This is a genomic window from Luteibacter sp. 9135, assembly GCF_000745005.1.
Taxonomy (GTDB): Bacteria; Pseudomonadota; Gammaproteobacteria; order Xanthomonadales; family Rhodanobacteraceae; genus Luteibacter.
Window position 1 is genome coordinate 3,133,761 of sequence record NZ_JQNB01000001.1, and the last position, 12,772, is coordinate 3,146,532.

The window sequence follows — 12,772 nt, forward strand, 5'->3', positions numbered from 1 at the left end:
GCTCAGCCGATCGCCCGGCCGAAGAACTTGTGCAGCAACACCTTCAGCGTGGACTTGTAGCCGCCCAGCGACAGGTTGCGCACGATCTCGCGCAGCGGTGCGCGCTGGCCGCCGATGACGAACTGGATGTTGCGATGGTTGCGCTTCTGGTCGGCGCTCATCAGCCGGGCATGCTTGGCCAGGAAGCGCTCGCTGCCTTCGGCGCGCTTGCTGGAGTTGCGGATGCGCGCCCGCGAGCGGTCGTCGTCCACGAAGGACAGCACGGCCCGCGTGCGCAGGGCCGGGCCGAAACGGTCGGCCAGGCGTATCCACATGTCGTAGTCCTGCCAGGACGGCATGGCTTCGTCGAAACCGCCCAGCTCGCGCATCCGCGACAGTTCCGTCAGCACCTGGTTGCCGGCCAGGTTGGCGTAGAGAAGGGCGGGCAGAGCCAGGCGCTCGGTCGCGTGCAGCTCGACCACGCGGTAAGACCGGCCGCGCAGCGCGGCGATCTGCGACTCCTCCTGGAAATAGCGGAAGCGGCTGCACACGAACGACACGTCGTGCCGACGATAGAGCTCGACCAGGCAGGCGATGCGCTGCGGGTGGAACAGGTCGTCGTCGTCCAGTCCGGTCACATAGGTGCCGGCGGCGTGCTCGATGCAGCGGTTGCGGGCGCGGCAGGCACCCTGCGGCGTGTCGTTGCGCAGATAGGTGAAGCGCCCCGGGTGGCGTTGCGCATACGTGGCCACCACCTCGGCGGTGTCGTCGGTGGAGGCCTCGTCGCAGATCAGGATCTCGATCCGCGGGTAGCTCTGCGCCAGCACCGAATCCACCGCGCGCCGAAGCAGCGCCGAGCGATTGCGCGTGGGGATGTATACGCTCACTAGCGGCAGGGTGTCCGTCATGCGCTTACCGCCTGGAGCTGTCGATGGATCAGGATATGGCGGCTGCGCCAGATCACCCACGCCAGCGCCGGCGCGGCGAAGGCGAACCGCACGGCGCTGGCCGTCCAGCCGTCGCCCGGGTACGCCGTGACGGCCAGCATCAGGCAGGCATAGGGCACGAAGCTGGCCGTGACCCAGGCGTCGAAGAACTCGCGCGCCGTGGTCCGGATGAGTTTCGAGGAGAAGAAGTAATACGAAAGCACCGTGGACAGCACCTGGCTGAGGGCGAGGGCGACCGCCATGACTTCCAGCGAACGGGAGGCCGCGCCCGCCACGCTCACGGCCAGCGTGATCCCGCAAATCCGCACGTTCCAGCCGAACTCGATGTCCGAGCGGCCGCGGCTCTGGCTCAGCGCGCCGATCAGCGAGCCCAGCGGCCGCAGCATGCCGAACAGCAGCATCAGCGGGACCAGACGCGCGACGCCGTCGTAGCGATGGCCGTAGAGGATCGAGACGGCCGGCGGCGCGAACACCGCCAGCATGATGAAGACCACGGCGCTGAAGATCGCCACGCCACGCAGCCCGACGAGGAACAGGCGACGCAGCGCCTCGGGATCGTCCTGCAGCGTGGCCAGCCTTGGTAGTGCAAGGCGTCCGGCCACGGGCATGATCAGCTTGGTCGGTTGCAGCACCAGTTCCTTGGCCAAGGAGTACACGCCCAGTGACGACAGCCCGAGGAATTTGCCCAGGATGATCTGGTCGGCCTGGCTGCGCAGCTGGTTGATCACCTGCGAGCCGAGCTGGAAGGCCCCGTAGCGAAGCGCCTCGCGCATGATGCCGCGATCGAAGGCGCGGCCCGGATGCCAGTCGCGCTCGGACACCGTCAGGAAGCAGGCCAGGCGCACCAGGCTGTTGACGATCATCGCGTACACGGCGGCCTCGATGGAGGCGTGGAACACCAGCACCAGCACCAGCAGCGTGGCCAGCCCGCACAGCCGGCCGATCACTTCGATGCGGGCCAGGCGGGGCAGGCGGAAGGCCTTGATCAGGCTGGCCTGGTACTGCGCCGCCACGCCGAGCAGGATGAAGTTCACCGTCGACAGGCGCAGCAGGTCGCCCAGCAGGTCCGACCGGTAGAAATAGGCCACCGCGTACGAGATCGCGAACAGCGTCGCCGCCGACGCCAGGCCCAGGCCCACGCTGATGATGAACAGCGAGGTGCGCTGCGGGCGGCTGATGTCCTGCCGGTGGATCAGGTAACTGCTCAGGCCCATGTCCTGCAGCAGCGTGGCGATGGCGTTGACCACGTTGACGATGGCCAGCGCGCCCAGCATGTGTGCGTCGACGTGATGCGCGAGCACCGCGATCTGCAGCAGCTGGCTGGCCGCGCTGACCACGGTGGACCCGGCCGTCCACAACGCATCGCGTCGTGCCGAGGTCACGGGGCCGCCTGCGCGTGCAGCTGCGCGGCAAGGCTGTCGTGCAGCCGGCGCTGGTCGAAGTGCGTCTCCACGGTGTGCCGGGCCTCGCGCGCGATGGCCGCCAGGTCGAAGTCGCCCGCCTGGATACGCGCCAGCACGTCCGCCAGCGCATCGATGTCGCGCTCGGGCACCAGCCAGCCGGAACGGCCATCCTCGATCAGCTCGGGGATGCCGCTGTGCACCGTCGAAAGACACGGCACGCCGCTGGCCATGGCCTCCATCAGGGACACGGGAATGCCTTCCTGGTCGCCATCGGCCGCGGTGACGCTGGGCAGCGCGAACACATCGGCGCTACGCAGGGCCTCCTGCACATAGGTCGTGTCGCGACGGCCGAGGATATGGATGGCATCCTGCATGCCTTGCTCGTCGACGAAACGCCGGAGTGTCGCGTGCAGCGGGCCGTCGCCGATCACGTCCAGGCGCAGGGGAACACCGCGCCGCACCAGCCGGGCCACGGCCTCGCAGAGGTAGCGCACACCCTTCTTCTCGACCAGGCGCGCCACGCATAGCAGGCGCAATTCACGCCCGGGTGCCGGCGCGCCGTTCGTCGCCGGCGGTGCGTAACGGAAGCCCTCCAGGTCTACGCCCATCCGATGCACCTGGATCTTTTCGGCCGCGCAACCCAGAGCCTCCAGCTTGCCGCGCCAGCGTTGGCTGATCGGCAGCATCCGCTCGCCATGCGCGAACAGGTGGCGATAGTCGGCCGCATGCCGCGCCAGCACGCTGTGCTGCGACAGATCGAAGCCGTGGAAGACGGTGTACAGCGGTCCCTCGATGAGGCCGAGCGTGCGCAGGTGCGTGGCCAGCACGCCGGTCGGGCCGAAGTGGGCGACGATCGCCCGGGCCCGCAGTGGGGTAGGCAGGCGGCGTACCGCACCGGCCAGCACCAGGCTCTTCGCCGCGTGACCGAAGCGACGCACGGACAGCGCCCGCCGCACGCGGGCGCTGGGCAGGCCAGGCAGCACGCGGCGCAGCCGCCGCAGCAACACCTGCCAGGGGGCCGAAGCGCTGGCGGGGTGATCGAAGACGAAGGTGGCCCGCGCCATCAGGCCGCGGGTATCGACGATGTCGCCGGGCACGGGTGACGGCCCCCGGCTGATGGCGAGGATGCGCACGTCGAACCCGCGGTCCAGCAGGCCGACGATCTGGTCGATGACGAAGGTTTCCGAATAGCGCGGAAACTCGGCGAGGACGAACAGCACCGGCATGCTCAGGCTCCGATCCCCAGGGTGGCCAGCACGGATTCGCGTGCGAAGGCCTTCTCTCGCGCCACCGCCACGGCCACGCGGGCGCGCAGCGTGTCGTCCCGCAACAGCCCAAGCACCTGGCTACGCAGGCTGCCATCGAGCAGGGCGGTGACCGGCACCGCCAGTTCGTCCACGCCCAGGCGCTTCATGATGCCCTCGGACTTGTGTTCGTAGTTGAGCGCCACCGACGGGGTGCCGAAGTTCATCGAGAGGATGGCGCTGTGCAGACGCGTGCCGATAGTCAGCACGCATGCACCCAGGCAACGGCCCAGGTCTACGTCGGTCAGCTCGTTCATCTCCACGTGGTAGGCCTCGGCGTGGCGCATGCGCGCACCGACGCGCAGGGCCACCATCCGGTCGTCCTTCGGATAACCGTCGATCGCCGTGCACGTGGAATACGCCACCACGCGGTAGCCCGCCTCGATCACCGCGTCCAGCAGGATGGCGAAGGCCTCCTCGTACTGTGCCTGGGTGACGCCCAGCCGCTTGTCGAAGGGGGCCAGTTCGCGAAACGTCACCGCGACGGTGGGCGGATCGGCGATGGCCACGGGCGTACCCGGGTCCACCAGCCACGCGGTGTCGGATGTCCAGCGCAGCGTGTCCTGCGGGATGCCGTCCTCGGCCATGTAGCGTGCGCTCACTTCCTCGCGCAGGGCCAGCGCCTGGACCCGGCGCATGACGTCCCGGGATATGCGCCGGAAGAAGGGTTGCCGGAACGGCCCTACGCTGTGGCCGATCATGTACACCGGTCGCCCGGCGAGCAGCGCGCAGATCGACTGGTCGTACTGGGTGGGGCCGTACAGGTCGACGAAGAACGATCCGCCCACCTGGATCACCAGGTCGTAGTCGGCCATCCACGCGATGGTGTCGCGATGGCGTTGCGGCAACGGTACCCAGCGCGCCCACCACAGTCCCGTGAGATGCGCGTGCAACAGGCGCGGCACGAGGCGCCGCAGCAGTTGCGGGCGAAACCGGCCGAAGCGTTGGCTGGCCGCTTCGCGGTAATAGGCATCCAGCCCGTCGGGCAACAGCGGGCGGCCGAGCAGGTAGGCGGAGCTGGTCGGGAAGCGGCTGGTGACATCCACCTCGCAGCCCGGCAACGCGGTGGCCAGGCATTCCAGCAGCCCGCGCAGGATCGCGGCATCGCCGCGGTTGCCGCAGGTGTGGTTGCCGACGATCAGGATGCGCGACATGGGAACGCCTTCATGCTGGATCGGCCTGGTACTTGTAGTAGGCATAGGCGGAGTAGCCCGCCGTGCGCCGCTCCACGGCATTGAAGATGGCGCCCTTGAGTTCCACGCCGTTCTGCTCGAAACGCTGCTTGGCCAGCGCCAGTTCGCGTTGCTTGTTCAGGCCGAAGCGGGCCACCAGCAGGCTGGTGCCGGCGTGGTGGCCGATCACCGCCGCGTCGGTTACCGCGAGGATCGGCGGCGTGTCGATGATGATCAGGTCGTAGGCGGGGACGACGCTGGCGATGAACCGGGTGAAATGCGCATGCATCAGCAGCTCGGACGGGTTGGGCGGCACCTGCCCGCGACTGATGAAGTGCACGTTCTCGGTCGGGCCCGGCTGTATGACGTCGGCCAGCGCGGCGCTCCCGACCAGCAGGTCCGACAGGCCGCGGCCGGTGCGCACGCCGAGCAGCTGGTGCAGCGTGCCACGGCGCATGTCGCCGTCGACCAGCAGTACGCGCTGCCCGGCTTGCGCGATCACCGCGGCGAGATTGGCCGAGACGAAGGTCTTGCCGGCGAAGGGGCTGGAGCCGGTGATCATCAGGATATTGTTCTTCGCCTCCAGCCGGGCGAAATGCAGGCTGGTACGCAGGCTGCGGATCGATTCGACGGCCAGGTCGGCGGGGTCGGCGATGGCCAGCAGCGGGCCGTGTGCGGCGTGTGAACGGCCGCGACCCAACAGGCGCGCGCCCTGGCCGGGGCTCAGCGGCACAGAGGCGTAGACGGGCAGGCCCAGGTCCTCGATCAGTGCGGGGTCCTCGATACCGCGGTTCAGTATCTGCCGCAGGAACACGAAGGCCAGCGCGAGGAACCCGCCGAGGAAGGTGACGACGATCACCACCAGCGCCTTGCGCGGCTGCACCGGCACGTTGGGGTCCACTGCGGCGCTGTCCACGATGCGCACGTTGCCCACCGTGCCGGCGCGTGCGATGTCCAGCTGCTGTGCCTGGTTGAGCAGGCTGGTGTAGGTGTTGCCGCTGACCTGCACGTCACGGCTCAGCTTGAGCAGCTCTTGCTGCGTATCCGGCAGGTCGCCCACTTCCTTCTGCATCCGATCCTTCTGCGCCTGCAACTGGCCCATCTGCTGTTGCAGCGCCTTGTAGGCGGGATGATCGTGGGTGAAGCGCCGTTCGATATCGGCTTCCTGCAGGTGAAGTTGCTGGAGGTTGTTCTCCACGGACACGATCTGGTCCAGCAACCCCTTGGTCTGCATGCTCAGGTCCACGGAGTGGGACTTCATCTGGAACGCGTTCATCGCCGCCTGCGCCTTGTCCAGGTCCTGGCGCACCTTGGGCAGCTGGTCCTTGACGAACTGCAGCTGGCTGGCGGCTTCCGCGGAATTGCGCTCGACGTTCTGCCGCACGTAGGCGCGCGTGACGTGCTCGAGCACCTGTCGCGCGAGGTCGGGATCGGCGTTGTTGTAGGTCAGCCCGATGATCCCGGAGTCGTTGCCCTGTTCCAGCGCGACGATGTCGGACTGCAGTTTCGTCGTGGTCGTCAGCGGCGGCTGCACCACCACGTCGAAGCGGGTGCCCGGGTTGGCCACCAGCTGGCGAATCTGCAACGTGACGCCCTTGCCGGTCACCGGCTGTCCCACCGCACCCTGGGCCACGCGGTTGCCGTCGTCGTCGTACAGGCTGAAGCGACCGCCGGCTTCGGCGCGCAACTCGAAGGTCGCGCTCATGCCCGGATCGGGCAAGGTCAGGCGGAAGATATCCACCAGTTCGCCGCCCCAGCCGTAGCGGCTGAGACCGAAGCGAGGCTTGCCGGGCTGGCCGGGCTTGTGTCCGCGAGAGAGGTAATTGCCGATCAGCGGCATGCGCCGCGGTTGCACCTGCACGTTCAGGCGCATGTCGTCCACGGTCTGTCCCACCACCAGTCGCGAGGTGATCAGGGCGATCTCGGTCACCGCCTGCGACGCACTGGTTCCCAGCGACTGCGACAGGTCGCTCAGGCCCGGCAGGCTGGGTGTTTTCTGTTCGACCTGCACCACGGCGGTCGCCTGGTAGATGGGCGTGGCCAGCACCGTATACAGCACCCCGGCCACGAAGAAGCAGCCGGTGATCGCGACGATCAGCCACTTGTGATCCAGCAACGTGCCGAACAACGCGTTGAGGTCGATGGTGTCGTCGTCGTGTGCCTGCTCAATCTTCGTCGTCATGCGGCGGCGTGGTTTCCTGGGTCATGAAGGGAACGCCTGGGCGTCTGCGTTGCACACCCGGTAGGCCGCTTCGACGCGTGCGTCGATGGCATGTGCTTTGTCGCGTCAGGGCGAGTCACACGTGTGATCGGCGCCGATGAGCTTTGAGCTTAGTCGCGCAGGATGGGCACACAAAGCGAGCGAGGTCGGTTTTGCGACATGCGTCAAGGAACCGTCGATTTGTCGGCGGTGTGTTGCGTGACAGCATTATGTTTTTGTTAAATATTCGCGTAATTTATTGCACGAATATCTAATGAATCGTTCATTGGGTGGTCATTTCGCTTTTGGATTCATGGTTTTGGGTGTTGGGGTGAGGGTCGTGGGAATTGGCGGATTCGTTCCGGGGTCTTGCGGCGCAGCAAGAGCCATGGGGCTTGGAGCAAGAGCCGGCGGGTAGCCCCCTCGGTGCCACGCCTGCGGCGACCCGCTAGGGAAAGGCCGCTCCGCGGCCGCTTATCTATTGCCCTTCGGGCCGGGTCGGGCTTCGCACAGGGGTTCTCGACTCGACATCCTGTCTCGCGAGAACGGCCGGCCGTCCTGGCCGGCCCCCTTCGGGCCTGATCTGTGCGAATCCCTCGCCTGCGGCTACCGGCCCCGAGGGGGCTACCCGCCGGCTCTTCCGTAAACTGAGGTGACGTGTTGGGCGAGCAGTGCGTGCGGGTGAACGTGCAGCGTTCGGGTACGGCGTCGCTGCTTCGTTGGCTTTTCGCCCACATCGTGCGCTCCTGCCGCAAGGGTAGGCAGGTTGTTGTATATCCAATGCGTGATCTGCCCGCTGGGTAGGAGCGCACGCACGTGCGCGACCCCTCGACGGTGGGGATACTTATTTCTGGTGTGGTGTCAGCTCGGCCGTCGCAAAGCCAGCTATATCTACCTGCGGCCAATGCTGGCAGCATGAAAGCTGGTGTCAAAAAACGTCAGGCGGCATACTTAATGCGCGCAATCGGTATCTTCATAGCCTTTGCAGGCATAGCGTTGAGCGCCGCATTTTTGTACGGGTTCGGCGGGGTACTGACTTGCGGTACATGGAATCTGGGTTGTCTTGTTTACGCGACCGTAACCGCCCTCGTCACGCAATCCTGCGCTGCTGTTGTCCTTTTCTCTAGCATTACCGCCACCAAGGCCGGATCAGCAGCCAGGTACATGGTTATATTGCTCGCGTCGGTTTGTAGCTTGCTCGCAATGGGCTGTCTCAGCGCGATTCTTCTGGTGGTGGCAAGGTAGTCGGTCTGCAAGGCGCGCTCCGCTCGCTCGTCGCCGAATTGAGATGGATGACATGACTCCAGCCGAACCCGCTGTCGTGCTGAACCGACATCGCGCGGAAGCGATCAATGTGACTTGGCCGTACGCATACGCCATGGCGATCGATGCGATGCACACCATGTAAGCGAGCGTTCCCTGCAACAAAGCAAAACCATGCATTTCGCTCTTCCCACACGCAACCTCAGTCTTCGAAAGAGCCGGCGGGTGCCACCCTCGGGGCCGGTAGCCGCAGGCGAGGGGTTCGAACGGACAAGGCCGCGAAGCGGGGCCGGCCAGGACGGCCGGCCATTTCCGCGAGACAGGATGTCGAGTCGGAAATCCCCATTCGAAGCCCGACCCGGCCCGAAGGGCAATCAATAAACGGCCGCGGACGCGGCCCTTCCTTGACGGGTCGCCGCAGGCGTGGCCCCGAGGGTGGCACCCGCCGGCTCTTGCTCCGAAGCATTCGGCGTCAACGCGCTGTTGGTTTTTCGCCCACATCGTGGGCTCCTACGGTTGCCTATGTGCAAATACGGCAGGAGGTGATGGTGGACTCATGCCGTTATCCGGCAGATAGCGCGGCGCGAAGCCGTCTTCATGGCGTACCCACCTGCATTTACCGATCGTAAGAACTTGCTGGTTGCAAAGCCGACGGTCTTCTTCGAAGAATGATCTGAGACACAGACCGGCACACTGCAAGCATGCTGCGTGTATCGGTCGAGGGGATCAGGGCCACATAAAACCATCGTTCCACGCTGTGACACGACGATCGCACTATCGAGAGCGACGACGTCATCGTTTGCACAGGAGCAAGCATGTCCACGAGTTCGAACGCGTCAGAAACCTTGTACGACGTGGTGGTCAACCAGGAGGGCCAGCACTCGATCTGGCCGTTGCCGAAGTCGCTGCCGCTGGGCTGGACGAAAGTCGGCGTAAAGGGAACGAAGGCCTCGTGCCTTGCCTATATCGGTGAAGCGTGGACCGACATGCGTCCGCGGTCGCTGGCTGTCGAGTCGAGGCATTAACGGCTAGAACCGATCGATAGTGAGTTTCGGACGACCCGCACGGGTCGTCCGCGTGCCCCGGGGGGGGAGGGGAGTTGGCAGCACGGTCTGCGCTGCGTTCCGGGTCGATACGAATCGTCCGTGGGCGCAGGTGCAAGGATGGATGCGTCGCTCTTGAATACCGTATTTCTTTTTTCCGGCCAGGGCTCCCAGCACGTCGAGATGGGGCGGGAGCTGTACGAGGCCGATCACTGCTTTCGTTCGACGATGCGTCATGCCGACCGGCTGTTCCGCGAACGGACCGGTGTGTCGGTGCTGGCGGTGCTGTTCGCGCAGGGTGCTGATGCGGATATGCCGCTACAGCGCCTGCTGTACAGCCATGCCGCCATCTTCATGGTGGAGTACGCGCTGGCCACCAGCCTGCTCGAACGCGGGCTGCGGGTCGATGCCGTGCTGGGTGCGAGCCTGGGTTCGTTCGCGGCGGCGGCGGTGGCCGGATGGCTGGACCCGGACGACGCCTTGCTCGCCGTGGTGGAGCAGGCCCTTATCGTGGAAGCGCACGCGGAGCCGGGCTGCATGATCGCGGTGGTCGGTGAGCCGGCGCGATTCCTGGAGCCGGATGTGCTCGCCCTGTGCGAGCTTGGCGCGCGCAACTTCGCCACGCATTCCGTGCTGTCTCTTCCCGCGCGGAACAGCGATGCGGTCGAGACGGCGTTGCGTCGCCGCGGCCTGGCGTTCCAGCGGCTGCCGGTGGGGTTTGCCTTTCATTCGCGCTGGATCGACGCGGCGCGCGAACCGTACATGGCCTTCCTGCGCACGCTGCCGTACCGGCAAGGGCACGTTCCGCTGATGTGCTGCGCCCAGGGTGGCCATGTCGATGCGCCCTCGGCGGATCATTTCTGGGCCGTGGTGCGCGAGCCCATTCGCCTGGCCGAGACCCTCGCGACGCTGCCGCCGCGGGACGACTACCGCTACATCGACGTCGGCCCCGCGGGAACGATGGCGACCTTCCTCAAATACCTGTTGCCCGCCGGTACGGCGTCCCGCGTGCACGCGGTGATGTCGCCCTTCGGCGGCGACCTCGCGCGCCTGGATGCCCTGGCGCCCGACACCCGAACCGTACGCATGCCGGAGCCAGACACGATGAAAGCGGTCATTTTTCCCGGGCAGGGATCGCAGTTCAGGGGCATGGGCAAGGACCTGTTCCCGTTGTATCCGGATGAGGTGCGCCGTGCGTCCGAGATCCTCGGCTACTCCGTCGAGGACCTGTGCCTCAACGACCGCGACGGCCTGCTGGCGAAGACGCAGTACACGCAGCCGGCGCTGTACGTGGTCAACGCGCTGCATTACTACCGCGAGCAGGCGTTGCAGGCCGATGGCGCGGCAGGTCGGGCCCCGGCGTTCTTTGCCGGGCACAGCCTGGGCGAATACAACGCGCTGCATGCGGCCGGGGTGTTCTCGTTCGAGGACGGACTGAGGCTGGTGAAGAAGCGGGGCGAGCTGATGGGGCGTGCCGGCGGCGGTGGCATGGCCGCCGTACTGGGCACCTCGGCCGGACAGATCCGCGTCGTGCTCGACGAGCATCGGCTGGACGGCGTGGATATCGCCAACCTCAACACGCCGACGCAGACGGTGATCGCGGGCGATCACGAGGCACTGGCCGCCGCGGCGGAGCTGTTCGCGACGCTGAAACTGCGCTGCGTGCCGCTCAACGTCAGCGCGCCGTTCCATTCGCGACACATGCGGCCGGTCGAGGCGGAGTTTGCCGATTACCTGGGCCAGTTCACCTTTGCCGCGCCCACCGCCACCGTGATCGCCAACGCCACCGCGCGGCCGTACGACGGTGCCTCCATCGCGCGGACGCTGGCCAGCCAGATCGCCAGCCCCGTGCAATGGGTGGATTCCATCCGCTACGTGATGGGCAAGGGCGACATCGAATTCCAGGAGATGGGCGCGAACATCCTGTCGAAGATGGTGCAGGAGATCCGCACCAAGGAAACGCCGATCCACGACGAACGGCAGGACACGGTGGTGCAGCCTGTGCCCGCGATGCCCGCGGCGGCCGATGGTGCGGATACCGGCGGCGTCGGCGACGATGACCCCGATGCGTCGTATCGCATCCACGCCACGGCGCTGGGCAGCGAGGTGTTCCAGCGACGCTTCGGCGTGCGCTACGCCTATATGACCGGCGCCATGTACCGCGGTGTCGCCTCCGCGGAGCTGGTGGTGCGCATGGGTCGCGCCGGTTTCCTCAGTTTCTTCGGTGCCGGTGGCCTGTCGCCGCAGACCATCGAGGCCAATATCGTGCGCATCCAGGCCGGACTGGACGCCGGTCAGCCGTACGGCATGAACCTGCTGGCCAACTACGAGAACCCGGCCCATGAGGAAGCGGTGGTCGACCTCTGCCTGCGCTACGGCATCCGCAACGTCGAGGCGGCCGCCTTCATGCAGATGACCCCGGCGCTGGTCCGGTTCCGGCTGCAGGGCTTGCGCCGCGATGCGAACGGCACGGTGGTGAGCGATCACCGCATCGTGGCCAAGGTGTCGCGTCCCGAAGTGGCGCGGGCGTTCATGAGCCCGCCGCCGCCAGCGCTGGTGCAGCGCCTGCTGGACAAGGGGCAGGTGACGCCGGAGCAGGCGCAGTGGGCGCAGGCGTTGCCGGTCAGCTACGACATCTGCGTCGAGGCCGATTCCGGCGGCCATACCGACGGCGGCATCGCGGCCGTGATGCTGCCGCCGTTGTTGCGTCTGCGCGACGAGATGCAAGTTACTCACGGCTACGCCGAGCCGATCTGCATGGGCTTGGCCGGTGGTATCGGTGGTCCCGAGGCCGCGGCGGCCGCGTTCCTGCTCGGCGCCGACTTCATCGCCACCGGTTCGATCAACCAGTGCACGGTGGAGTCGGGCATGAGCGCCGACGGCAAGGCGCTGTTGCAGGCAATGGATATCCAGGACACCGAATACGCGCCCGCCGGCGACATGTTCGAGATCGGCGCGCAGGTGCAGGTGCTGAAGAAGTCGGTGTTCTTCCCGGCGCGCGCGAACAAGCTGCTGTCGCTGTACCGCCACCACGACAGCCTGGAAGACATCCCCGAGCGCACCCGGCAGCAGCTGGAAACCACGTTCTTCCACAAGAGTTTCGAGGCGATCTGGCAGGAGACCTCGGCGTACTTCCGTTCCGTGGGCCGGGATCACGAGATCGCCAAGGCGGAGGCCAACGGCAAGCACAAGATGGCGCTGGTGTTCCGCTGGTACTTCGCCTACTGCACGCGCATCGCCATGGAGGGTAACGGCGACGACCGGGTGAATTACCAGATCCAGACAGGACCGGCGCTGGGCTCGTTCAACCAGTGGGTGAAGGGCACCGCGCTGGAACCGTGGACCGCGCGCCACGTGGACGACATCGCCGTGCGGATCATGGACGCCGCCGCCGCGCACCTCACCCGCACCTTCAGCCGACTTCGTCGCTGAGTGAACCACCTTTCCACATGGGCACTTTC

8 protein-coding genes are annotated in these 12,772 nt (G+C 66.5%); 3 read left to right on the plus strand and 5 right to left on the minus strand.

The window, feature by feature from the left end; genetic code table 11:
* Positions 1–2: 2 nt before the first annotated feature.
* From FA89_RS13550 to FA89_RS13570, 5 genes are read right to left on the minus strand one after another with little or no spacing between them, the layout of a single operon-like run.
* Positions 3–887, minus strand: coding sequence for a glycosyltransferase family 2 protein (locus FA89_RS13550; RefSeq protein WP_051938761.1), 885 nt, complete (start codon positions 885–887; stop codon positions 3–5).
* Entirely contained in the window at positions 884–2,308 is a 1,425-nt protein-coding gene (locus tag FA89_RS13555) for an MOP flippase family protein (protein WP_051938762.1), read from the minus strand. Before FA89_RS13555 ends, FA89_RS13550 begins: the two co-directional genes overlap by 4 nt.
* On the minus strand, positions 2,305–3,555 hold the full coding sequence (locus tag FA89_RS13560) for a glycosyltransferase (RefSeq protein WP_036141180.1): 1,251 nt from the start codon (positions 3,553–3,555) through the stop codon (positions 2,305–2,307). Before FA89_RS13560 ends, FA89_RS13555 begins: the two co-directional genes overlap by 4 nt.
* A 2-nt stretch (positions 3,556–3,557) precedes the next feature.
* Positions 3,558–4,787 carry a colanic acid biosynthesis pyruvyl transferase WcaK gene (wcaK, locus tag FA89_RS13565; protein WP_036141184.1) on the minus strand — a complete coding sequence of 410 codons (1,230 nt, stop codon included), beginning with the start codon at positions 4,785–4,787 and terminating at the stop codon, positions 3,558–3,560.
* Between the two features lie 10 nt (positions 4,788–4,797).
* Positions 4,798–6,987, minus strand: coding sequence for a polysaccharide biosynthesis tyrosine autokinase (locus tag FA89_RS13570; RefSeq protein WP_036141188.1), 2,190 nt, complete (start codon positions 6,985–6,987; stop codon positions 4,798–4,800).
* An 834-nt stretch (positions 6,988–7,821) separates the two neighbouring features.
* Between FA89_RS13570 and FA89_RS20245 the strand changes: the two genes are divergently transcribed.
* From FA89_RS20245 to fabD, 3 genes are all read left to right on the plus strand, one after another.
* Complete coding sequence (locus FA89_RS20245; protein ID WP_185754355.1) at positions 7,822–8,250, plus strand: hypothetical protein; 429 nt, start codon at positions 7,822–7,824, stop codon at positions 8,248–8,250.
* A gap of 833 nt (positions 8,251–9,083) precedes the next feature.
* Positions 9,084–9,293, plus strand: coding sequence for an MbtH family protein (locus FA89_RS13580; protein ID WP_036141194.1), 210 nt, complete (start codon positions 9,084–9,086; stop codon positions 9,291–9,293).
* A 138-nt stretch (positions 9,294–9,431) separates the two neighbouring features.
* Positions 9,432–12,743, plus strand: coding sequence for an ACP S-malonyltransferase (fabD, locus tag FA89_RS13585; RefSeq protein ID WP_036141197.1), 3,312 nt, complete (start codon positions 9,432–9,434; stop codon positions 12,741–12,743).
* Positions 12,744–12,772 lie beyond the last annotated feature (29 nt).

Bases quoted from the DNA above. Each gene is read 5' to 3' on its own strand.
- FA89_RS13560 (WP_036141180.1), bottom strand. From the start codon at position 3,555: ATGCCGGTGCTGTTCGTCCTCGCCGAGTTTCCGCGCTATTCGGAAACC.
- FA89_RS13570 (WP_036141188.1), bottom strand. From the start codon at position 6,987: ATGACGACGAAGATTGAGCAGGCACACGACGACGACACCATCGACCTC.
- FA89_RS13550 (WP_051938761.1), bottom strand. From the start codon at position 887: ATGACGGACACCCTGCCGCTAGTGAGCGTATACATCCCCACGCGCAAT.
- FA89_RS13580 (WP_036141194.1), top strand. From the start codon at position 9,084: ATGTCCACGAGTTCGAACGCGTCAGAAACCTTGTACGACGTGGTGGTC.
- wcaK (WP_036141184.1), bottom strand. From the start codon at position 4,787: ATGTCGCGCATCCTGATCGTCGGCAACCACACCTGCGGCAACCGCGGC.
- fabD (WP_036141197.1), top strand. From the start codon at position 9,432: ATGGATGCGTCGCTCTTGAATACCGTATTTCTTTTTTCCGGCCAGGGC.